16 protein-coding genes are annotated in these 22,912 nt (G+C 63.2%); 14 read left to right on the top strand and 2 right to left on the bottom strand.

The genetic code is table 11. From position 1 onward, the window contains the following. Positions 1 to 2: 2 nt before the first annotated feature. Positions 3 to 674 (top strand): MBL fold metallo-hydrolase, encoded by a 672-nt coding sequence (locus tag AC1RTB_RS25285; protein WP_492882015.1) that lies wholly within the window; start codon positions 3 to 5, stop codon positions 672 to 674. 250 nt (positions 675 to 924) lie between these two features. Here the strand turns inward: AC1RTB_RS25285 and AC1RTB_RS25280 are convergent, their stop codons facing one another. Further along, a complete protein-coding gene (locus tag AC1RTB_RS25280; RefSeq protein ID WP_492881999.1) occupies positions 925 to 2,373 on the bottom strand; it encodes an aldehyde dehydrogenase family protein in 1,449 nt (482 codons plus the stop codon). Between the two features lie 218 nt (positions 2,374 to 2,591). Here AC1RTB_RS25280 and AC1RTB_RS25275 point away from each other — a divergent pair, with 218 nt between their 5' ends. The 12 genes from AC1RTB_RS25275 to AC1RTB_RS25220 all read left to right on the top strand — a co-directional run bounded on the left by AC1RTB_RS25275 (position 2,592) and on the right by AC1RTB_RS25220 (position 17,864). Next, positions 2,592 to 3,836, top strand: coding sequence for a TCR/Tet family MFS transporter (locus tag AC1RTB_RS25275; RefSeq protein ID WP_492882000.1), 1,245 nt, complete (start codon positions 2,592 to 2,594; stop codon positions 3,834 to 3,836). A gap of 332 nt (positions 3,837 to 4,168) precedes the next feature. Next, the gene (locus tag AC1RTB_RS25270) at positions 4,169 to 5,200 is read left to right on the top strand and encodes a substrate-binding domain-containing protein (protein WP_492882001.1); all 1,032 of its coding nucleotides are present in this window, start codon (positions 4,169 to 4,171) and stop codon (positions 5,198 to 5,200) included. Positions 5,201 to 5,292: 92 nt separating this feature from the next. Next, positions 5,293 to 6,831: a sugar ABC transporter ATP-binding protein gene (locus AC1RTB_RS25265; RefSeq protein ID WP_492882002.1), complete on the top strand. Its 1,539-nt coding sequence runs from the start codon at positions 5,293 to 5,295 to the stop codon at positions 6,829 to 6,831. A gap of 19 nt (positions 6,832 to 6,850) precedes the next feature. Then, on the top strand, positions 6,851 to 7,837 hold the full coding sequence (locus AC1RTB_RS25260) for an ABC transporter permease (protein ID WP_492882003.1): 987 nt from the start codon (positions 6,851 to 6,853) through the stop codon (positions 7,835 to 7,837). A 20-nt stretch (positions 7,838 to 7,857) separates the two neighbouring features. After that, positions 7,858 to 8,838: a sugar-binding transcriptional regulator gene (locus AC1RTB_RS25255; RefSeq protein ID WP_492882004.1), complete on the top strand. Its 981-nt coding sequence runs from the start codon at positions 7,858 to 7,860 to the stop codon at positions 8,836 to 8,838. Next, complete coding sequence (locus tag AC1RTB_RS25250; RefSeq protein WP_492882005.1) at positions 8,835 to 9,830, top strand: aldo/keto reductase; 996 nt, start codon at positions 8,835 to 8,837, stop codon at positions 9,828 to 9,830. Before AC1RTB_RS25255 ends, AC1RTB_RS25250 begins: the two co-directional genes overlap by 4 nt. Positions 9,831 to 9,848: 18 nt before the next feature. Next, a complete protein-coding gene (locus AC1RTB_RS25245) occupies positions 9,849 to 11,561 on the top strand; it encodes a glycerol-3-phosphate dehydrogenase/oxidase (protein WP_492882006.1) in 1,713 nt (570 codons plus the stop codon). Further along, positions 11,552 to 12,394 (top strand): class I fructose-bisphosphate aldolase, encoded by an 843-nt coding sequence (locus AC1RTB_RS25240; RefSeq protein WP_492882007.1) that lies wholly within the window; start codon positions 11,552 to 11,554, stop codon positions 12,392 to 12,394. The genes AC1RTB_RS25245 and AC1RTB_RS25240 overlap by 10 nt, the downstream gene beginning before the upstream one ends. A 22-nt stretch (positions 12,395 to 12,416) precedes the next feature. Further along, positions 12,417 to 13,931 (top strand): FGGY-family carbohydrate kinase, encoded by a 1,515-nt coding sequence (locus tag AC1RTB_RS25235; RefSeq protein WP_492882008.1) that lies wholly within the window; start codon positions 12,417 to 12,419, stop codon positions 13,929 to 13,931. Then, the gene (locus tag AC1RTB_RS25230; protein WP_492882009.1) at positions 13,928 to 15,553 is read left to right on the top strand and encodes a GMC family oxidoreductase; all 1,626 of its coding nucleotides are present in this window, start codon (positions 13,928 to 13,930) and stop codon (positions 15,551 to 15,553) included. Before AC1RTB_RS25235 ends, AC1RTB_RS25230 begins: the two co-directional genes overlap by 4 nt. A 658-nt stretch (positions 15,554 to 16,211) precedes the next feature. Further along, the gene (locus AC1RTB_RS25225) at positions 16,212 to 17,006 is read left to right on the top strand and encodes a hypothetical protein (RefSeq protein ID WP_492882010.1); all 795 of its coding nucleotides are present in this window, start codon (positions 16,212 to 16,214) and stop codon (positions 17,004 to 17,006) included. A 66-nt stretch (positions 17,007 to 17,072) separates the two neighbouring features. After that, complete coding sequence (locus AC1RTB_RS25220; protein ID WP_492882011.1) at positions 17,073 to 17,864, top strand: transporter; 792 nt, start codon at positions 17,073 to 17,075, stop codon at positions 17,862 to 17,864. Positions 17,865 to 18,042: 178 nt separating this feature from the next. Here AC1RTB_RS25220 and AC1RTB_RS25215 read toward each other — a convergent pair whose 3' ends face one another. Then, the gene (locus tag AC1RTB_RS25215) at positions 18,043 to 18,726 is read right to left on the bottom strand and encodes a Crp/Fnr family transcriptional regulator (RefSeq protein ID WP_492882012.1); all 684 of its coding nucleotides are present in this window, start codon (positions 18,724 to 18,726) and stop codon (positions 18,043 to 18,045) included. Between the two features lie 626 nt (positions 18,727 to 19,352). Between AC1RTB_RS25215 and AC1RTB_RS25210 the strand changes: the two genes are divergently transcribed. Beyond that, complete coding sequence (locus tag AC1RTB_RS25210; RefSeq protein WP_492882013.1) at positions 19,353 to 22,391, top strand: putative Ig domain-containing protein; 3,039 nt, start codon at positions 19,353 to 19,355, stop codon at positions 22,389 to 22,391. Positions 22,392 to 22,912 lie beyond the last annotated feature (521 nt).

Here is a 22,912-nt window from a genome sequence, read left to right as displayed (position 1 = left end):
CGATGCTGACCGAACCTTTCGTCACCGACTACTGCCGCGCCAATATGTGGCTGGTGCGCGGGCGCGATCTCGATCTTCTTGTCGATACCGGCATGGGCATCTGCCCGCTGGTATCAGAGATTGCAACGACGCCGGGCAAGCCGCTGCTGGTGGTCGCGACCCATGTCCATCTCGACCATGTCGGCTCGCTGCACGAATTTGCATGGCGCGCCGGCCCGCGCATCGAGGCGGACGCCTTCGCCACCATGCCCGATGCCGTGACCTACGCCCACATGTTCCGCGATTTCCCCGGCGCGGTGTCGGAACTTCCCTATCCCGGCTGGCACTCCGCCGACTACGCCATCCAGCCCGCGCCGCTGCACCGCCTGCTCGACGAGGGCGACGTCATCGACCTAGGCGACAGGCGCTTCGGCGTGCTGCATCTGCCTGGCCATTCGCCAGGCTCGATCGGGCTGTTCGACGCGCACGACGGCACATTATTCAGCGGCGACGCCATCCATGGCGGGCTTTTGATCGACGACATGCCCGATTCCGACCGCACAGCCTATTGCGCGACGATGCACCGGCTCATCCAGCTTCCGGTGCGCGTCGCACATGGCGGCCACGCCGAGAGCATCGACGGCGCCAGGATGCGCGAGATTGCCGAGGACTATCTGAGAAGGAATGAGGGCTAGGTGCGCGCCAAGTCTGATCCTTCACGCCCAGCGACACCCCCTCACCGTCACGGCTTCGCCGTGCCACCTCTCCCCCACTTTGTGGGGGCGAGGAACCCAAGTTCTGGGAGGTCATACCTCACAATGCAGCGGACGCGATTGGCGATTCCTCGCCCCCACGAAGTGGGGGAGAGGTGGCACGGCGAAGCCGTGACGGAGAGGGGGACCATCTACAAGGGAAACGACAGCAACCTCGATAACTTCGGAAACCTCACCCCAACCCTTCTTCGAACCCGCTGATCGCCTTGACCTCCAAGAAATCCTCCAGACCCCATTTGCCGCCTTCACGGCCGAGGCCCGATTGCTTGTAGCCCCCGAACGGGCTGCCATAGGGACGGTCGGCACCATTGATCTGGACCATGCCGGCGCGCAGCTTGCGCGCCACGCGCTGGGCGCGGACCTTGTCGGCTGACTGCACATAGGCCGACAGGCCGTAGGGCGTGTCGTTGGCAATGGCGATCGCCTCTTCTTCCGTCTCGAACGGGATCATCGCCAGCACCGGTCCGAACACCTCCTCACGGGCGATGCGCATGTCGTTGTTGACGTCGGCAAACACCGTCGGCCTGACATAATAGCCGCGATTGAAACCCTCGGGACGACCGAGCCCACCGGCAACGACACGCGCGCCTTCCTTGATGGCGACGTCGATCAGAGCCTGAACCTTGTCGAACTGCACATCGGACGACAGCGGGCCGATATGGTCGCCATCCTCGGCCGGATTGCCGACCTTGACACTGGCAGCATATTTCGCCGCGATGTCGACAGCCTTGTCGTAGACAGGGCGCTGCACCAGCATGCGCGTCGGCGCGTTGCAGGACTGACCGGTATTCTCGAAACAATGCGCCAGTCCGCGCGTCACCGCATCCTCAAGATCGACATCTGCGAAGACGATGTTGGGCGACTTGCCGCCGAGCTCCAGCGCCACGCGCTTGACCGTTTCGGAAGCAGCCTTGGTGACGGCGACACCGGCCCGCGTCGAGCCGGTGAACGACATCATGTCGATGCCTGGGTGGCGCGACATCGCCTCGCCGACAGTCGGGCCGTCGCCATTGACCATGTTGAACACACCGGCCGGGAAGCCTGCCTCCTCCATCATCTCGGCAAAGACGATCGACGACATCGGCGCGATCTCGGACGGCTTCAGCACCACAGAGCAGCCGGCGGCAAGTGCTGGCACCACCTTCAGCGTCACCTGGTTCATCGGCCAGTTCCAAGGCGTGATCAGCCCGCAGACGCCGATCGGCTCGCGCACGATGCGCTCCTGCGGATTTTTCTCGCTGAGCGCTTCTTCGAATTCAAAGCCCTTCAGCACTTCGATGAAGCTCTCGATATGGCCTGCGCCGCAGGCGGCCTGGGATTCGAGCGCCAGCTTGATCGGCGCGCCCATCTCCCACGAGATCGCATTGGCCATGTCGCGCATGCGCCTGTTGTAGGCGGCGAGCAGCTTTTCGAGCAGCGCCAGGCGCTGTTCGCGGCTTGTCGCGCTCCATGCCGGAAGGGCGCGCTGGGCCGCTGCCACAGCCTTGTCGACGTCGGCGCCCGAGCCCAGCGAGATGACGGCAAAGGCCTGCTCGTCAGCCGGGTTGATGACCTCGAGTTCCTTCGCCACTGTTGGCGCGACCCATTTTCCGTCGATGAAGAAATTCGTCTTGCGCAGCATGGCAGGCTCCCTGTTTGGCGGAGTTGTAGAACAGCGCTGAGCGCGCCCGTGTCTTGAATCCGACCGCATTTGTAGGCGGCTGGCCGCGTCGCCGATAGCCTTGGGGCATCGTTTCAGCCGCTGTGACACAATGTCAGTAGGTTTTGGTAATATAGCCCGTAGCGGGTGGATCGCGCGCCGAGTTGTTTTTATAAGGCTCGTCCATCGAGGCCAGCATCATGTCCATAACAGGTTCGCGTCGCCAGGCGGCGATCGCCTTCATCTTTGTCACCGCCATCCTCGACATCGTGGCGATGGGCATCATCATTCCCGTGCTGCCATCGCTGATCGAGGAATTCGTCGGTTCCAATGCCGATGCTGGCTGGATCAACGGTGTCTTCATCGCCCTTTGGGCCGGCATGCAGTTCGTCTGCTCGCCGATCATCGGTTCGCTGTCGGATCGCTATGGCCGCCGGCCGGTGATCCTTTTGTCGACCGCAGGCCTTGCCGCCGACTATGTGCTGATGGCGCTGGCGCCCAACCTGTGGTGGCTGGCACTCGGCCGCATCGTCGCCGGCGTCACTTCGTCAAGCTTCACCACCGTGTTCGCCTACATGGCTGACATCACCCCGCCCGAGGGTCGCGCCCGTGCCTATGGCCTGATCGGAGCCGCCTTCAGCGCCGGCTTCGTCGCCGGCCCGCTGATGGGCGGCTTCCTCGGCGAAATCTCGCCGCGCGCCCCGTTCTGGGTGGCTGCTGCGATGAGCGGGCTCGCCTTTCTCTATGGCGCCTTCGTCCTGCCGGAGTCGCTCGCGCCAGAAAAGCGCATGCAATTCTCCTGGCGCAGGGCCAACCCGTTTGGCGCGATGATGCTGCTGCGCTCGCACCCCGAACTGACCGGCCTCGCCGCGGTGACCTTCCTTTTGCATTTCGCCCACCACGTCTTCTCGGCCGTGTTCGTGCTTTATGCCGCCTACCGCTACAACTGGCATGCCTGGGAAGTCGGCACCTTGCTGGCATTGGTCGGTGTGCTCGACATGATCATGCAGGGCCTGATCGTCGGCCCGGTCGTCAAGCGCTTCGGCGACCGTGCCACCATGGTGTTCGGCCTGTTCGGCGGTGCTGTCGGCATCGCCTGCATGGGCTGGGCGCCCACCGGCCTATGGTTCACGCTGGCGATGATCCCCAACGCCCTGTGGGGCCTCGCCATGCCCACCACCCAGTCGCTGATGACCCAGCGCGTTTCGGAATCCGAGCAGGGCCAGCTGCAAGGCGCCAATATGAGCGTGGCAAGCATCGCCGGCGTCATGTCGCCGCTGTTTTTCGGCGCCGTCTATGCCTGGACGCTGCGTGAAGGCACGCCGATGCCCTACCCCGGCCTCGCCTTCTACCTCGCCGCCGTCGTGCTGCTTGTCGCAGCCTTTCTCGGCTGGGCGGTGGCGCGCAAGGCCGGCCGCGCCGACGAAGCGGAAAAGGCCGCCTAACCCCACGCTGCCTCAAGCGGTCTTCCCGGCATTGCACTTGTTCCTGCCAGGCGCGCATTTGCCAAGCATTGTGTCGAGAAGTGCAGTCGGGCCCGCAGAACAGGGGTGATCTGCCGCACCACATATCCGGCTTAGAAAGCATAGCGCTCCGCCTTCAATTGACATCCAATGTGAAATATATTTCACTATATGAATTTTATTGACTCATCGCGAAGAGCCTGTAATCTCTGACCGTCGGCTTTCGGGAGGAGGTCGGCGGCAATCAATCCACATAGCGGCGCCTTGAGCGGCCGCAACGGTCATTGAGGATGGCTTCGGCCAAGGGAGGAAACTTGCGCAAATTTTTGAGCACGCTCGCAATCGCGGCGGCTGCGTCGACCTGTTTGGCTTCGACCCAGGCGCTTGCCGAAACCGCCAACCCGTTCAAGTGCGAGCCGGGTGAGAAATACGTCATGAACGTCATGGTCTCGGGCGTTGAATACTGGTTCCCGGTCTATGAGATGTTCAAGCAGGCCGGCCAGCAGTTCGGCTGCGAGACCGAATACACCGGCACGCCCGAATACGACGTCAACAAGCAGATCGCCACTTTCGATCAGGCGCTCGCCCAGAAGCCGGCCGGCATCCTGGTTCATCCCATGAACTCCGATCCGTTCATCGAGCCAATCAACCGCGCCATAGAGCAAGGCACCGCAGTCGTCACCTTCGCCGCCGACTCGCCCAATTCCAAGCGCGTCTCCTTCATCACCTCGGACAATCTGGCCGAAGGCACCTATGCCGCCGACGCCGTTGCCAAGGCGATGGACGGCAAGGGCGAATATGCCGTGCTGGAAAACCCCGGCCAGGACAATCACGACAAGCGCGTCAACGCCTTCGTCGCCCGCATGGAAGCCAAGTGGCCCGACATGAAGCTGGTCGGCCGCGCGGCTTCGAACCAGGACCCGACCAAGGCCTATCAGGCCGTGCTCAGCTTGGCCCAGGCGCATCCCGACCTCGGCGCCGTGTTCATGCCGGAAGCCAATTCGGCGATCGGTGCGGCCCAGGCGGCCAAGGAAGGCGGCGGCAAGATCAAGGTCATGCTGGCCGACGTCAACGCCAAGATCCTCGACATGATCAAGGCCGGCGAGATCTACGGCTCGGTCAATCCGAACCAAGGCATGCAGGGCTATATGGGCTTCATGCTGCTGTGGATGGCCAAGCATCCCGAGCTGATCGACCCGATGAACGACACCAAGCGCTCGGGCGCCAACGGCATGAGCGTGCCCTTCGTCGACAATGGCTTCTCCATCGTGACGGCTGAAAACGCCGACGACTTCTACTGGGACAAGTACCTCAAGCGTCGCGGCACCAAGGGCATCGAGGAATAAGCTCGATCTCCTTTGCCCCAGTCGGGGCGGATAAAGCCGGAAGGGGGTTTGCGCCCCCTTCCCCCTCGCAGCGCCCATCGCAGGAGCATGGCGTGACTGAGACGCCCATCCTTGAAATACGCGGCCTGTCCAAGGCGTTCGGCCCGGTCAAGGCGCTGAGCGAGGTGCAGTTCGAACTGCGACGCGGCGAGATCCATGCGCTGTGCGGCGAAAATGGCGCCGGCAAGTCGACGCTGATGAACATGATCGCCGGCGTGCTTCAGCCGGATCAGGGCGACATCCTTATCGACGGCACCAGTGTTTCCATCCCCTCGCCGGCCGCAGCACAACGCCTCGGCATAGCACTTGTCCATCAAGAGATCGCGCTGTGCCAGGATGCGACTGTCGCCGAAAACATCTACATGGCCGCGATCAACGCCCGCCGCGCGCCGCTGATGAACTTCCAGAGGCTTTATGCCGATGCACAAAAGGTCATGGACCTTCTCGCCCCCATTCCGGTGCGCACCAAGGTTGCCGACCTCTCCATTTCCAACCAGCAGCTCGTCGAGATCGCCAAGGCGCTGACGCTCGACTGCAAGGTGCTGATGCTCGATGAGCCGACCGCGGCGCTGACCGAAAGCGAGGCGCAAAGGCTGTTTGCCATCGTGCGTGGCCTCAAGCAGCGCGGCATCTCGGTGGTCTATATCAGCCATCGCATGGCCGAGATCTTTTCACTGTGCGACCGCGTCACCGTCTTCCGCGACGGCCACTATGTCGCCACCGATCCGATCGCCGAAAGTTCACCCGACGACGTCGTGCGCAAGATGGTCGGCCGCGAGATCACCCAGCTTTATCCCGACAAGCTGGCGCCGCAGGAACCCGGGCGCCTGTTGCTCTCAGTCGAAGGCCTTTCCGACGGCGACCGCTTCGCTGACGTGAACCTGCAACTGCGCGCCGGCGAAATCCTCGGCATTGGCGGCTTGATCGGCGCTGGCCGCAGCGAGATCGCGCAAACCATCTGCGGACTGAGGCCGGCGACTTCAGGAACGGTCGCGCTCGACGGTAAGCCGCTTCGCATCCGCAACTACAGCGATGCCGTCAAGGCGGGCCTCGTCTACCTCTCCGAAGACCGCAAGGGCTCGGGCGTGTTCCTCGACATCCCGATCGCGGCGAACATCTCGGCCCTCGACCTTGGCAAGCTGACCGGATCGCTCGGCCTGCTCGACCGCAAGGCGGAAGACCGCCAGGCGACCGACCTCACCAGGCGCCTCGGCGTGCGCATGGCCGGCATCGACGTTGCGGTTTCGACGCTGAGCGGCGGCAACCAGCAGAAGGTGGCGATCGCCAAGCAGCTGTCGATCGACCCAAAAGTCATCATCATGGACGAGCCGACGCGCGGCATCGACGTCGGCGCCAAGGTTGAGATCCACCGCCTGCTGCGCCAGCTCGCATCCAAGGGCGTCGGCGTTGTCGTCATCTCGTCGGAGCTGCCGGAACTCATCGGCCTGTGCGACCGGGTGATGGTGGTGCGCGAAGGCCGGATCGCCGGTGAGCTCGGCGCAGACGAACTCAGCGAGGAAGCCATCATCATGCTGGCCTCCGGCGTCCAGAACGCGTCAAATCAAAAAAAGCAGGCCGCAAATGTCGCCTAGGGAAGCGGGAGAAACCCTCATGCACGCCGATATCAAGGCAGAAGGTGGCGCTAGGCGCATCAATTTCGCCCGCCTCGCCTCGATGCGCGAGGCCGGCCTGATCGTCATCATCCTGGCGCTGTGCATCGCCATGAGCTTTGCCTCGCCGCACTTCCTGACATGGGGCAATTTCCGCGCCATGCTGATGAGCTTCTCGATCGAGGGCATCGTCGTTGTCGGCATGACCATCCTGCTCATCGTCGGCGGCATCGACCTCTCGGTCGGCTCGGTCGTGTGTTTCTCGATGGTCGTCTCGGGCGCGCTATTCCTGGCCGGGCTCGACCCGTGGACGGCCAGCCTGATCGGCATCGGCGTCAGCGCCTTGATTGGTGCCGCCATGGGCTTCTTCGTCACGGTTGTCGGGCTCAATCACTTCATCACCTCGCTTGCCGCAATGGTCATCGTGCGCGGCATGTGCCTGGTCATCACCAAGGGCACGCCGCTGTCGCTGTTCACCTTGCCGCCATCGTTCAAGGCCATCGGCCAGGGCACTTTCCACGGCCTGCCCTATGTCATCATCATCTTCGTCGTGGTCGTTGCGATCTTCGACTTCCTGCTGCGCCGCGCCACCGCCTTCCGCAAGGTGTTCTACACCGGCTCCAACGAGAAGGCGGCGCAGTTCTCGGGCATCAAGACCAGGCAGGTGAAGTTCTGGGTGACGGTGCTGTGCTCGACCCTCGCTGGTCTCGCCGGCGTCATCTACATGGCCCGCTTTGGCGCAGCGACACCGACCTTCGGCGCCGGCATGGAACTCAACATCATCGCAGCAGCGGTGATAGGCGGCGCCTCGCTCAATGGCGGATCGGGCACCATCTTCGGCGCCATCCTGGGCATGGCGCTGCTCTCGGTGGTCACCAGCTCGCTGATCCTGCTCGACGTCTCGGTCTACTGGCAGGACATGATCAAGGGCTGCATCCTGCTCGCCGCCGTCTCCATCGACCACTTCCTGCACCGCAAGAAGTCCTGAGCATTTAGGCTAGACAGATCATGGCACCCCCAAACACCCGCGACGACATTGCGACCATCCGCCAGATGCATCAGGCGCTTGTGCTGCACTATGTCGAAGGCAAGACCCAGGCTGAGATCGCCAAAGAACTCGGCATCTCGCACGCCACCGTCAACCGCCTGATCAAGCGCGGCCACCAACTCGGCCTCGTCGAAATCAAGATCAAGTCGCCGATCGACCACCTCGTTGATATCGAGGCGCGTCTTGTCGCGCTCGGCGGCATCGAACGCGCCGTGGTCGTGCCCTCGGTATCAGACAATCCGCAGACAGCACTTCAACGTGTCGGCGAAGCGGCCGCGCGCCTGCTGCTCGACACCATCAAGGACGGCGACACCATCTCGATCACCGGCGGCAAGGGCGTCAGCGCCCTCGTTGCCGGCCTCAAGCCCGGCCGCAGCTATGACGTCGAAGTCATCCCGGCCACCGGCCTCGTCCAGGGCAAGCACTACACCGACGTCAACCACGTCGCGTCGCTGATGGCCGACAAGCTTGGCGGCCGCGCCTATCAGGTCCATGCGCCGCTGTTTGCCGACACGCCGGAGCAGCGGGAGATGCTGATGGGGGTGCGCTCCGTCGCCGACGTCTTCCGCAAGGCGCGCGAGGCCAACGTCGCTGTGATCGGCATCGGTTCGATCCTGACCGACGATTCCAGCTATTACGACCTGCATCCGTCATCGAGCGCCGACCGCCGGGCCATCGAGCAGTCAGGAGCGTCGGGCGAATTGCTCGCCCACCTGATCGACCGCCACGGCAAGCTTTGCAGCTACGCGCTCAACCGATCGCTGGTGTCGCTGACGCTCGACGAATTCGCCACCATCCCGCGCTCGATCGGCATCGCCAGCGGGCCAAGCAAGGCAGCACCTATCCTCAGCGCCATGCGCGGCAACCATCTCGACACCATCGTCACCGACGAGGCGACAAGCCTCCAGATTCTCGAACTTGCCGAACAGGAGGCAGCATGAGCTCCCGACAGATCCAACGCCGCATCGGCCGCTCCAACGTCTCCGCATCGGCTGTCGGCCTCGGCACCTGGGCGATAGGCGGCTGGATGTGGGGCGGCACCGACGAGCAGGCCTCGATCCGCGCCATCGAAGCTTCCATTGACGCCGGCATCAGCCTGATCGACACCGCCCCCGCCTATGGCCTTGGCCGCAGCGAAGAGATTGTTGGCAAGGCGATCAAGGGCAAGCGCGACAAGGTCGTCATCGCCACCAAATGCGGGCTCAACTGGCATTCCGGCAAGGGCAACCATTTCTTCGACCAGGACGGCAAGCCGGTGCATCGCTACCTCGGCGCCGATGGCATCGCCCATGAGATCGAGCAAAGCCTGCGCCGCCTCGGCACCGATTACATCGACCTCTACATCACCCACTGGCAGGACCCGACGACACCCATCGCGGACACCATGGCAGCGCTCGAAAAACTCAAGGCATCAGGCAAGATCCGCGCCATTGGCGCTTCCAATGTCAGCGCCGAAGACCTCGAACAATATGTCGCCGCCGGCCAGATCGATGCGATCCAGGAGCGTTATTCGATGATCGATCGCGAGATCGAAGAGACCCTGCTGCCGATCACCCGCCGCAACGATGTCGCGACCCTCAGCTACTCGTCGCTGGCGCTCGGCCTGCTGACCGGTGCGATCGACCCGTCGCGCGAATTCACCGGCGACGACCAGCGCAAGGACAACCCGCGCTTCTCCGCCACCAACCGGCAAAAGGTGGCGAAGCTCAAGCGGGCCATCGCCCCGGTCGCCGATCAGCACAAGGCCTCGATGGCCCAGATCGTCATCGCCTGGACACTGGCCCAGCCCGGCATCACCTTCGCCTTGTGCGGCGCGCGCAATGCCGAACAGGCGCTCGACAACGCCCGCGCCGGCGAGATCACGCTTGGTGCGGACGAGCTGACCGCTATCGATACGGCAATCGCCACGCATCTCACCTCCATGGATGCCTGAGCGAAAGGCATAACCCACATGAACCGCAACGACACACTCGCCGCTCTGCGCGAGCGGCCCGATATTGCCGTGCTGGTGATTGGCGGCGGCATCAACGGCATCTCGGTCTTTCGCGAGTTGGCCCTGCAGGGCGTCGACGTCGTGCTGGCCGACAAGGGCGACTATTGCTCAGGCGCAAGTGCTGCCCTGTCACGCATGGTCCATGGGGGCCTGCGTTATCTCGAAAACGGCGAGTTCAAGCTGGTGCGCGAGTCGCTGGTCGAGCGCGACCGGTTGCTGAAAAACGCCCCGCACTATGTCGCGCCGCTGCCGACGACGGTGCCGATCTTCGACACGTTTTCGGGCATCGCCAATGGTGCTGTCCGCTTCCTCGGCCTGACGCGCCGGCCAAGCCGGCGCGGCGCTCTGGTGATCAAGGCCGGGCTCACCATGTACGACTTGTTCACCAAGGCCAGGCGACTGATGCCGAAGCACCGCTTCCGGGGGCGCGCCGAAACGCTCAAGGCCTGGCCTGATATCAATCCCGATATCCGCAGCTCCGCGACCTACTATGATGCCTGGGTCAGCCGTCCCGAGCGCCTCGGGCTGGAAATGCTGTTCGACGCCATGGCATCGAGCCAAACCGCGCGGGCCCTGAACTACGCCTCGGTCGCCGCATCCGACGACGGCCTTGCCCTCACCGACACCTTGACCGGCGAGACATTGCCGGTCCGTCCAAAGCTGATCATCAATGCCACCGGCGGCTGGATCGACCTCACCAACAAGGCCATCGGTGCAGCAGCACCCCGCATGATGGGCGGCACCAAGGGTTCGCACCTGATCGTCGACAATACCGAACTCCATGACGCGCTTGGCGGCCACATGGTCTACTACGAAAACGAGGATGGCCGCATCTGCATCTTGTTTCCTTATCTCGGCAAGGTGCTGGTCGGCTCGACCGACATCCGCGTCGACGATCCCGACCAGGTGTGCTGCGAGGACGACGAGCGCAGCTACATCCTGCAGTCGCTTGCATTTGTCTTCCCCTCGATCGTGATCGCCGAAGAGCAAATCGTCTTCCGCTTCGCCGGCGTGCGCCCCTTGCCCGCCAGCGACGACAGCTTCACCGGGCGCATTCCGCGCGACCATTTCTGCGAATTCGTCGAACCGAGCGGCAATCTGCCGGCCACGCTCTGCATGATCGGCGGCAAATGGACGACCTTCCGCTCCTTCGGCGAGATGGCGGCCGACATGACGTTGCAGCGGCTTGGCCTGGCGCGCAAGATCGGCACCGAGGACCTCGCCATCGGTGGCGGCCGCGACTTCCCGGCAGCGCCGGACAAATGGTGCGCCGAGCTGGCAGCCAAGCATGGACTCACCGTCGAACGCGCGCATGCCTTGCTTGAGCGCTACGGTACTTCGGCAGCGGATTTCGCTGCGTACCTCACCTTTGAGCCGATGCTGGCGAGATCTGACTATTCGACCGGTGAAATCCGCCTGATCGTCGAGCGCGAGCAGGTCGAATGCCTGGCCGACATCTTCCTGCGCCGCACCACCATCGCCATCTCGGGCGGCCTCAACCTCGACCTCATCGACGCCGTCTTGAACATCCTCGCCGCCCATAAAGGCTGGAACGCAGCACAAGCCGCCGCCGAACGCTCAGCCTTCCTCGCTCTGCTCGCCCACCAGCACGGCATCGACCTTTCAGACCTCTCCCAGACGAACGACAAAAGGAGCGCCCTATGCGCGTGAACCACAAAGTCCGCATGAACCGGCTCTTGTCCGGCGGCCGCTGCCTCGACGTCGCCATCGATCACGGCGTCTGCAACGAGCCGAGCTTTCTCAACGGGCTCGAGGACATGGCCGGCGTCGTCGGCCAGTTGGTCAAGGCCGGTCCCGACGCCATCCAGATGAACTACGGCCAGGCCGACCTGCTGCAGACGGTTCCGGGCAAGGACAAGCCGGCACTCGTCATGCGCATCGACATGGGCAACCCCTACAACCGGATTCGCCACCGGGCGATGTGGGCGGTGCTGCAGAACGAGGCCGAGCCGCTGCTCGGCGCCATCGAGATGGATGCGGCCTGCGTCGTCGTCAACCTGTTCATGCTGCCCGACGAGCCTGACCTGTTTCGCCAATGCGTCCAGAACATCGCCCGTGTCCGCGCCGACTGCGAGAAATACGGCCTGCCGTTGATGATCGAGCCGCTGGCCATGCTGCCGGTCGACCAGCATGGCGGCTACATGGTCGACGGCGATGCCGAAAAGATCGTGACGCTGACGCGGCTCGCCCGCGAGATGGGCGCCGACATCATCAAGGCCGATCCGACGACCGACCCCAACGATTTCCACCGCGTCGTCGAGGCGGCGCGCTGCCCGGTGCTTGTCCGTGGCGGCGGCAAGGAGGATCTGCGCGCGGTGTTCGACAAGTCAGCTGCCCTGATGGCGCAGGGCGCAATGGGCATGGTCTATGGCCGCAACATCTACCAGCATGCCAATCCGAGCGCTGTGGTGCGCGGGCTGATGGCGATCATCCACGACGGTGCGGATGGCGCCACGGCCTTTGACCTGTACAAGCAGGCATAGACTGCGGCATCGGGAGGAGCCAATGGGCAAATACATTCTCGGCCTCGATGCGGGCAACACCGTCATCAAGGCGATCATCTTCGACATGTCGGGCAACGAACTGGCGCTCGCCGCTCGCGACGGCCGCTCCTGCATGCCCAAGCCAGGTCATGTCGAGCGCGACCTCAACGAGCTCTGGCGCAATGCGGTCGCGGTCATCGGCCAGTGCATCGACCAGGCCGGCATCGACCCCAGCGAGATCGTCGCCATCGGCTGCGCCGGCCATGGCAATGGCCTCTACGCGCTCGACCGCAATGGCGCCCCGCTGATCGGCATCCAGTCGCTCGACACCCGCGCCATAGGCATCGTTGCTGAATGGGCCGAACAAGATGTCGGCGCCCGAACCTATGTCCATTGCCTGCAAAAGCCGTGGGCGGCGCAGACACCCACCTTGCTCGCCTGGCTCAAGCGCCATTCGCCGGAGCTTTTCAGCCGCATCGGCACTGTGTTCCTGTGCAAGGATTTTGTCGTCAATAGGCTAACCGGCGCGCGCTCGACCGACACCTCCGACATGTCGGGTTGCGGCCTGCTGCAGATGCCTGACAGGCGCTACGACCACGACCTGCTCGCCGCCTACGGGCTCGGCGACTGCATGGAGCTTTTGCCCCCCGTACTGGAATCGGCTGAAATCGCCGGCCACATCACAGCGGAGGTCGCGGCCCTGACCGGCCTGCGCGCCGGCACGCCTGTCGTCGCCGGCCTGTTCGACGTTGTCGCAAGTGCCGTCGGCTCGGGCGTCACCCGCACTGGCGCCGCCTCGATCATCGCCGGAACCTGGAGCGTCAACCAGGTCATCACGGACGAGCCGATCCGCGATCCCAGGATCTTCATGCTCTCGACCTTCGACCCAAAGCGCTTTCTGGCGATCGAATCGAGCGCCACCTCGGCCGCCAATCTCGAATGGATCGTCCGCGAATTCCTCGAGCACGGCCACGAGGCTGACAAATCGCCCTTCGAGCTGTGCAGCGAACTCGTCGCTTCCGTCGATCCCGACGGCGACATCCCGATCTACCACCCCTTCCTCTACGGCTCGCAGCAGAACGGCCGGGCACGTGCCGGCTTCTACGGCATCGCCGGCTGGCATACGCGCGCCCACATGCTGCGCGCGCTGTTCGAGGGTGTCGCCTTCGAACATAAGCGCCATGTCGAGACCTTGCGAAAGGCGGGTGCCGTCTTCGAAGAGGTCGTTCTGTCCGGCGGCGGCTCGCGCAGCGCCGTCTGGCCGCAGATCTTTGCTGATGTGCTCGGCGTCCCCGTCACTGTAGCGCGCAGCCGCGAGACCGGCGCCCTGGGTGCTGCGATTGCAGCAGGCACTGGCGTCGGCATCTTTGAGAACTACAGCGCCGGTGCCGCCGCAATGACCGCAGCTGCGCGGCACTATACGCCCAACGGCGCGATTGCTTGCGCCTACGCCAGGCGCTATCGCCTGTATGGCGAGATCAACCAGGCGATGACGCCAATCTGGCAGCGCATCGCCACTGAGCAGGCACCGCAGTGACCGAAGTTCCTTCCTCCTCATTCGGCGAATACGACTACGTCATCGTCGGTGCCGGCTCCGCCGGCTGCGTGCTCGCCAACAGGCTTTCCGCCGACCCGCGCAACCGCGTGCTTTTGCTCGAAGCCGGCGGTTCCGACCGCTATCATTGGGTCAACATCCCGATCGGCTATCTCTACTGCATGGGCAATCCGCGCACCGACTGGCTGATGAAGACCGAGCCGGAAGCCGGCCTCAACGGGCGCAGCCTCAACTATCCCCGTGGCAAGGTGCTGGGCGGCTGCTCGTCGATCAACGGCATGATCTACATGCGCGGCCAGGCCGCCGATTATGACGGCTGGCGCCAGGCCGGTAATGTCGGCTGGGGCTGGGACGATGTCCTGCCCTATTTCCTGAAATCGGAGGATCATCACGGCGGCAAGAGCGCCATGCATGGTTCAGGCGGCGAATGGCGCATCGAAAAGCAGCGCCTGTCCTGGCCGATCCTCGACGCCTTCCGCGACGCCGCCGAAGAACTCGGCATACCGCGCACAAACGATTTCAACACCGGCACCAATGAGGGTTCCGGCTATTTCGAGGTCAACCAGAAGAAGGGCGTGCGCTGGAACACCTCCAAGGCGTTCCTGCGCGGCATAGCTGATCGCCAAAACCTGCGCGTCGTCACCGGAGCGGAGACAGAGCGGCTGACCTTCGACGGCCGTCGCGTCACCGGCCTCGTCTTCCGCAAGGACGGCCAACTCCATCAGGTCAAGGCGGGTCAGACAATCCTCGCCGCAGGCGCCATCAACTCGCCGAAGATACTGGAGCTTTCCGGCGTTGGCCGGCCCGAGCTGCTATCGCATCTCGGCATCGAAGTGCGCCACGCTCTGCCCGGCGTCGGCGAAAACCTGCAGGACCATTTGCAGATCCGCACCGTGTTCAAGGTGACAGGCGCAGCCACCCTCAACCAGCGTTACCACAACCTGTTCAGCCGTGCGGCGATGGGCCTCGAATATGCGTTGAAGCGCAGCGGCCCGCTGTCGATGGCCCCAAGCCAGCTCGGCATCTTCGCCAAGAGTGATCCGCGCCTTGCAACGCCCGATCTCGAATACCACGTCCAGCCGCTCAGTACCGACCGGCTCGGCGAGCCGCTGCACCGTTTTCCCGCGGTGACCGTATCGGTCTGCAACCTGCGCCCCGAGAGCCGGGGAACCGTGCACATGGCATCAGTCGATCCGCGTGAGGCCGCAAAAATCCAGCCGAACTACCTCTCCACCGAAGGTGACCGCAACGTCGCCGTCGCCTCGCTGCGCCATGTCCGCCGCCTGATGAAGGCCAAGGCCGTTGCCCACTTCGCGCCGGAAGAGATGCTGCCCGGCACCCAATATGACAGCGACGAAGACCTGCTCCGCAAGGCCGGTGACATCGGCACGACCATCTTCCACCCCGTCGGCACCTGCAAGATGGGGTCGGACAGCATGGCCGTGGTCGACGACCGGCTACGCGTCCATGGGCTCGCAGGCCTGCGCGTCGTCGACGCCTCGATCATGCCGACGATCGTCTCCGGCAACACCAACTCGCCGGTCATCATGATCGCCGAGCGGGCGGCCGAAATGATCCTGCAGGATGCATCCGCGACGGGCTGACGGCGGGGCGAGTTAACGTCCGCCCTGCCTGGATTTCGCGCAAACGAAACGTCACGAAACTATCAAGGTCTAGCCCGGGCGCGACAAGACCTGCTCGCCTACCCGCTTAAAAAACCAAAAGGCCCGCCGGTTTTGACCGTGCGGGCCTGTCGTATTTGGTTGCGGGCGCGCAACAATCTCAAATTGCGCGTTTAAGCATCAGGGTACCGCCTATTAGCAAAACTCGTGGCATCGTCTGGGAACGGAGTGTTTCGCGCTGCCGCGTAGAACGATCATCCGCGTCCAATCCCGACAAACTGGAAAAGTCTTCGTAGCGCAAATTTTTTGCAGATTGTTCCAGCGGGACAATCTCATTCGGCGTGCCCTGTATTTTTTGCTGTCGAGCGGAATGGCATTTCGGAGACGGACGGTCGTGGCTCGGAAATCCACTTACAAAGAGCCCAAGGCTGGATAATTTTACGGGGCGTTTTGATGCGATATTTGTCTTCGGTTTGTTTTGTTGCGGTATCTCTGGCGGGGCTTGGGAGTGCGGGCGCACAAGCTTCTTCAGATGCCGCGACGCCAGGGCGGCGAGTGAAGCCCTCAAAGCCGACTGTTCCGCCGAAGCGGCTGCGTTGTCACAGAAATGATTGAACAGCACCCGTTCCTGGCGAAAAGCATGACGTCTCTTGCGGTATCCCCCATTGCGCTCGCATCGCTTCTGATGCTTTCCCTGTCGGCGCAGGCCGCCGACGCCATAGCGCCATTGCCGCTCCAGCCCGACTATGGCAGCGAGGCCGCCCCCGGCTGGCATTTCAGCGCCAGTCCGTATTTGTGGGCCGCAGGCGTCGATGGCACGGTCGGGCAGTTCGGTCTTCCTCCGGCCAGCCTCGATTCCGCCTTTGGCGACATTCTCCACCAGCTGGACTTCGCCTTCATGGGAATGGCCGAAGGCAGGAATGACCGCTTCAGCGTTTTCAGCGACATCATCTACACGAAGATTTCCACGTCCGATGCCAGCCCCAAGGGAGTTCTGACGCAAAGCATCGGTGTGACGTCGCAGACCTTCACCGGCTTCTTCGGCGGCGGCTACAGTGTCCTGGCGAACGGCAGGGACCATCTGGATGTGATCGCCGGGGCGCGCGTCTGGTACGCAAGCACGGAGCTGTCCCTGCAAGGCGGGCTGCTCGATGGCATAAACCGCACCGACAGCGCGACGTGGATCAATGCCGTGGCGGGCGTGCGCGGAACGTATTTCCTCTCCGACCGGGTTTATCTGACGGGTTGGGGAAACGTCGGCACCGGGCAGGCGAAGCTCGATTGGGATGTCGCGGCCGCCGTGGGCTATCAAATCAAGGACAGTCTCTCGGCCGTCGCCGGATACCGCGCCCTTGGCGTCGACTACAGCCATGACGGCTTCGTCTTCGACGTTGTCCAGCAAGGTCCGATCCTCGGCCTAGCTTACCATTTTTAGCGTCGATAGCGCACGCGCTATCGGTGGCCGGCGCACGACAGCCGGAAAATTTCAATCGAGGACATCATGAATCCGAAATCGCTCTTGCTCCTGATCGCAGCGACAGTCCTGGCCGGTCCGGCTGCCGCAGAGGAGGCCGAACTTGCGAAGCAATTATCGAATCCCGTCGCATCGCTGATCAGCGTTCCGTTCCAGTTCAATCACGACAGCGGCTACGGTCCCAATGGCGGCCACAAGTCGGTTTTGAACATCCAGCCGGTTATTCCGTTCTCGATCAATGAAGACTGGAACGTCATTTCCCGTACGATTGTTCCGGTCATCTCGCAGAACGATATCGCGGGGAATTCGGGCAGTCAGGCCGGTATCGGCGACGTCGTGCAAAGCTTCTTCCTGTCGCCGAAGCAGCCAACCGCCGGAGGCCTGATCTGGGGCGTTGGGCCCGCCATTCTGCTGCCTACCGCAACCGATCCGCTTCTGGGCGGGGAGAAATGGGGCATCGGTCCGACGGCGGTCTTGTTGAAGCAGGAGGGGCCCTGGACCTATGGAGCGCTTGGCAACCATATCTGGTCCGTCGCCGGCGACAGCGATCGGCGCAACATCAGTTCCACGTTCCTGCAGCCCTTCATCTCCTATACGACGACGGATGCCTGGACGTTCGCGCTCGATACCGAGAGCACCTATGACTGGACAAGCGAAGAATGGAGCGTGCCGATCAACTTTACGGTGTCGAAGCTCGTAATGTTCGGCAAGCAGCCGATAAGTTTCTCAGGTGGCCCGCGCTACTGGGCCGCATCACCCGAAAATGGGCCGGACGGTTGGGGCTTTCGCGCCGGCGTGAGCCTTCTCTTCCCCAAGTAGTTCGCTCTTTCATGGGGCGATGCGAACGCGCGTTCCCTGGGGGCATGCGCACCCAGGGAAGGGAGACTCCATGCGAAGAAGCTGATCCTTTTACGACGGTCCGGCACCCTTGCCATGGCGGCCAGCCGGCTGTTTGACATTGTCAGGCTCGGAAAACCCCCATGCATCGGCTTTACGCTCAAAGGTCTTCCGTTGCGAAGCGCTGCAGTTTATCGGCATTCAGGATGGTGATCGACCGATAGCTGGCCTGCACCCATCCGTTCTCGACAAATCGCTTCAATGCAGCGTTGACTTGTCTGCGTGAAGCGCAGGCCATCGTACCAATCTCGGTCTGCGTCAGCGGGATAGGCCGATCACCGACCAGTGCCGCGCGCTGCAGGACAGAGGCTATCCGGCGATCGGGATCGGGCTTCTGCAGATCATGGATGACCCTGATGAGCACCTCGACGGCGTTCATGAGAATGTGGCTGAAGTTGCGAATGACTGTCGGATCGGCGCTGGCCATCTGGTCCATCTGGTCCAGGGGAAGATGCATTACACAGAGATCCGACAGCGCGCGCAGTTCCACCCGCCGTGGCTGGCGCGTCAAAAAGCAGTTTTCGCCGGTCCAGCCGCCGGGCCGGGCCATGTGGATCAACTGCGGAGTACTGGCCGGCGGAGCGAGGTTTACCGTCACTGCGCCGTCCACCAGACCATGGATGCCTCCCAAGTCGTCGCCGAAGCGATAGATCACGTCTCCGGGTGAGAAACGCATCAGGATGGAGCGTCGCAGGACCTCGTTCTGGAAGTCCTCAGGTTGATTGGACAGCCATCCATTCTGCCGCAGGATGGACTCAGCGGTATCTCTCTTGATCAATGTCATGCTCGTCAAATGCCGTGCTCAAGAAAACGGTGTAGCGCAATTTTTGCGAGTTGTTCCAAGGGGAATATTCCGCATCAGCTTAGTTTTCTACTGTTACAGGGACGTGGCAATCTCTGCACGACTGTCCAGGCCGCAAGCGGGCATGGACGTCACACCCGGCAATCGCGCCGTCCCCTCGCAAGAGGCGAAAGGCGCAACGAGATCGCATCCTTCCTGGCGCAGGTTGGCTACCATCTCGCATCGCGCCGACCGGACTGCACCAGCCAGTGGCGGCGCAATAGAAAGGTGGTCCTTTAGTCGTTTCCACGTCCGGCAGGAGATGGTGGACCGGCTCTACGTTCCCGGCCAACAAGGAAGTGAACCACAAACCCGGCTTCATCGGAATCCCTCGCGGTTCAACCTGAACGTCCGCCGCTCTAGCATTTGCGACCCCGTCCTGACATGTAGCAACGGTTTCGGCGTCTCGGGCAGAGTATTCAGCGCCCCGTGCCTCACTCGGACAGACCTGCCTGAAGTGCATTTTCGCAAGCTATACAGTGCATTGGCCGTTGCGCGTTGCCGGACGAATCTCATAAATCGAAATGAAAGTAGGTGAAGACTTCGCCTGCCAGCCGGGGGGCGAAATCTTGACTGCCGATACGACGACCACGCAGCGCGTAGGCGCATTTCACCTGCTGCGGCTGCTGCTTCTTCCATGGCTGGTCGCCGCCGCCTTTGGATTGTTGGCACCGGGGAACGCCCAGGCCGCGGGAGCGCCGCCCGCCATCATCGCACAGCCTTCCAACTCCACCGTTGCGGCCGGCGCCAACACCACCTTCAGCGTGATGGCATCGGATGCCACCACCTATCAGTGGCAGGTCAATGCCGGCGCCGGCTACACCAACATCAGCAACGGCGGTGTCTATTCCGGCGCGACCACCGAGATCCTCACCATCACCGGCGCAACCGCCGCCATGAACGGATATCAGTACCGCGTCGTCGCAACCGGTCTGGCGTCGCCCGACGCCACCTCCAATGCGGCCTTGCTGACGGTCGTTCCCCCGCCCGCCATCACCGCACAACCGTCCAACTCGACAATTGCTGCCGGCGCCAACACCACCTTCAGCACGACGGCCTCGAATGCCACCACCTATCAGTGGCAGGTCAATGCCGGCGCCGGCTACACCAACATCAGCAACGGCGCCCCCTATTCCGGCGCAACCACCGCGACCCTGACCATCACCGGCGCAACCGCCACCATGAACGGATATCAGTACCGCGTCGTCGCAACCGGCCTGGTTTCGCCCGTGGCCACCTCCAACGGGGCGACGCTGACGGTCAATCCTGCTACACCCACGCTCAATTCGGTCAGCCCGAATTCCGGCCTTCCCGCCGGGGGCAACACCGTCACGCTCACGGGTTCGAACTTTACCGGCGCTACCGCTGTCTCATTCGGGGGAACAGCCGCGACAAGCTTTACCGTTGACAGCGACACCACCATCGCCGCCGTTGCGCCGGCCCATGTCATCGGCACAGTCGATGTCAGTGTGACCGCTCCTGGCGGCACGACAGCACTGACGAATAGCTATACCTATTCCGCGCCCTTTATGTCCTTTACACCGCCGCCCGGCGCGTTGGCCGGCGGCACTGTCGGCATAGCCTACAGCCGGACGGTGACCGCCTCTGGCGGCGTTGCGCCCCTCGGCCACGAGGTGACATCGGGTTCACTTCCGGATGGCCTCACGCTCGATGCCTCGACCGGCACGATCTCCGGCACGCCGACGACAGCCGGATATGCCAGCTTCACGCTGCAAGTGACGGGCGCCGATCACGCTTCGCTTACTGCGAACTTTTCCATCACCATCGCCGAGGTAGCGCCGATCGCCGGCAACGTCTCGGTGACGGTCGCCGCCAACTCGCCAACCAGCACCATCACGCTCGCCCTCTCCGGCGGGGCGGCCACATCAGTTGCAATCGCCTCCGACGCCAGCCACGGCAACGCGCTGGCTTCCGGCACGTCGGTCACCTATATGCCAACGGCAGGCTTTTCCGGCACCGACAGCTTTACCTACACCGCGACCAACAGCGGCGGCACTTCGGCGCCCGGCACGGTGACGATCACCGTGGGGGCGCCAGCGCTTGGGCTGTCTCCGGCGGCTGGAGCATTGGGCGGCGGCACGACGGGCGTAGCTTACGCTGGGGTGACGATCGCGGCTGCCGGCGGCACATCGCCCTACGGCTACGCAGTGACATCGGGTTCGCTTCCAGATGGCCTGACGCTCGATGCCTCGACCGGTGCAATCTCCGGCACGCCGACAACGGCCGGCAACGCCAGCTTCACCATCACCGCCACCGACGCCAACAGCGCGACGGGATCGGCCAGCTACTCGCTGGCCGTGACGTCGGGCCAGCCCACGGTGCAGGACCAGACGATCGTGGTCGGCGATGGCACAACGCCGCAGGACGTGCGGCTGGATGCGGGTGCAACCGGCGGCCCGTTCGACGGAGCCGAGCTGGTTTCGGTGGAGCCGGCCAACGGCGGCCGCGCCGAGATCACCTGGGGCGACTATGCCGCGGCAGGCCCGGTCGCGCCGGTCGGCTGGTATCTGAAGTTTTCACCCGACCCGGCCTATTCGGGACAGGTGCGGGTTCGCTTCCGCCTGACCAACGCCATCGGTAGCTCCAACATCGGAAGCGTGACCTATACGCTCGGTTATGACGCGGCCAAGGTGGCACAGGATGTCGACGCCCTTGTGCATGGCTTCGTTCAGACGCGCCAGAGCATGATCGCTTCGACGATCAAGGTTCCCGGCCTGACGGAGCGCCGCCGCATGGGCAAGGCGATGGATCCCCTCACCACGCGCATGTCGCCTTCAGCCGACGGGCTCACGCTTGGCTTCGCCACCAGCCTGGCGCAGATGCAGGCGGCTGGCGGCACGGCCTCGTTACCCTTCAATGTCTGGGTGGATGGTGCCTTGCTTGCCCATAACCGCGAGGAGAATGGCGGCAGGTGGGGCAGCTTTGCGATGATCTCGCTCGGCGCGGACTATCTGGTGTCGGAAAAAGCCCTGCTCGGTCTGTCTGTCCACTATGACCGGATGACCGATCCGACCGATGAAGACGCAAAGCTGACCGGCAATGGCTGGATGGCTGGGCCATATGCGTCCTTCGAGATCGGCAGCAACGTGTTCTGGGATACCAGCCTGCTCTATGGCGGCTCTTCCAACGACATCGACACGACGTTCTGGGATGGGACATTCGATACCCGCCGCTGGCTCTTCGACAGTTCGCTCAACGGGCAGTGGCAGCTCGACGACATCACGGTGCTGACGCCGCGACTGCGGGCGGTGTACTTCGCCGAAAAGGTCGAGGATTACGCGGTCCGCAACGACGCCGGCGCCGAGATCGGCCTCGACGGCTTCACACAGGAGCAATTGCGCGTCAGCCTGGGCGCCGAGATCACCCGTTCGTTCACGCTGCAGGACGGGGCGACGCTTTCGCCGAAGTTCGGCGCAACAGCGGGCTACTCCGGTCTCGACGGCTCCGGCCTGTTCGGTTCGGTCTCGACCGGCCTGTCGCTGCAGACGGTCAATGGCTGGGCCTTCGACGCCGATTTGCTGTTCAACATCGAAGGCGAGGGCGAGAAGTCCGTCGGCGCGAAGCTTGGTACAAGCAGCAGCTTCTGAGCCGTATCAAGGCAAGCGCTGACAAGGAAAGCCGCGGCCAAATGCTGGCCTGCACCTATGGCCTTGGATGTCCGAGGCCATCTGGCAAAGGCAGGGCCGGCTGAGAGGGTATAGCTAACGCCTGAGGTCTTTTTCATGGACCCGGGCGTGGATGACGCGATGGCTCGCCACCCGGATGGCTTATGATGGCGTGAAGATCGTCATACTGTCGGAAGGCGAGGTAATCCATCTGCCCCCGCTGCACCCGAACATGGCGACCTACTACCGGGTGCAGGGCGCCGAACTGTCCGCTACCGAGATTTTCCGGTCTTCTGGTGAAAGAGATCGTCCTGACACCGCAAGCAGACAAGCTCCAGATCGACGTGCGCGGTGATCTCGCTGGAATCCTTGCCATAGCGCCGAACACAAAAAACCCGCCTTGAGGGCGGGTTGTTTGCAAGTTGGTTTGGTTGCGGGGACAGGATTTGAACCTGTGACCTTCAGGTTATGAGCCTGACGAGCTACCGGGCTGCTCCACCCCG

This window comes from Aminobacter sp. GW821-FHT11F06, from assembly GCF_058808215.1.
Note: the sequence above shows the minus strand (reverse complement) of the source record. Positions and strands in the feature narration are given on the sequence as shown.

Coding starts and splice junctions, on each gene's coding strand:
- AC1RTB_RS25225 (WP_492882010.1), top strand. CDS start 16,212: ATGACGTCTCTTGCGGTATCCCCCATTGCGCTCGCATCGCTTCTGATG.
- AC1RTB_RS25235 (WP_492882008.1), top strand. CDS start 12,417: ATGGGCAAATACATTCTCGGCCTCGATGCGGGCAACACCGTCATCAAG.
- AC1RTB_RS25285 (WP_492882015.1), top strand. CDS start 3: ATGCTGACCGAACCTTTCGTCACCGACTACTGCCGCGCCAATATGTGG.
- AC1RTB_RS25220 (WP_492882011.1), top strand. CDS start 17,073: ATGAATCCGAAATCGCTCTTGCTCCTGATCGCAGCGACAGTCCTGGCC.
- AC1RTB_RS25255 (WP_492882004.1), top strand. CDS start 7,858: ATGGCACCCCCAAACACCCGCGACGACATTGCGACCATCCGCCAGATG.
- AC1RTB_RS25280 (WP_492881999.1), bottom strand. CDS start 2,373: ATGCTGCGCAAGACGAATTTCTTCATCGACGGAAAATGGGTCGCGCCA.
- AC1RTB_RS25240 (WP_492882007.1), top strand. CDS start 11,552: ATGCGCGTGAACCACAAAGTCCGCATGAACCGGCTCTTGTCCGGCGGC.
- AC1RTB_RS25245 (WP_492882006.1), top strand. CDS start 9,849: ATGAACCGCAACGACACACTCGCCGCTCTGCGCGAGCGGCCCGATATT.
- AC1RTB_RS25275 (WP_492882000.1), top strand. CDS start 2,592: ATGTCCATAACAGGTTCGCGTCGCCAGGCGGCGATCGCCTTCATCTTT.
- AC1RTB_RS25250 (WP_492882005.1), top strand. CDS start 8,835: ATGAGCTCCCGACAGATCCAACGCCGCATCGGCCGCTCCAACGTCTCC.
- AC1RTB_RS25260 (WP_492882003.1), top strand. CDS start 6,851: ATGCACGCCGATATCAAGGCAGAAGGTGGCGCTAGGCGCATCAATTTC.
- AC1RTB_RS25215 (WP_492882012.1), bottom strand. CDS start 18,726: ATGACATTGATCAAGAGAGATACCGCTGAGTCCATCCTGCGGCAGAAT.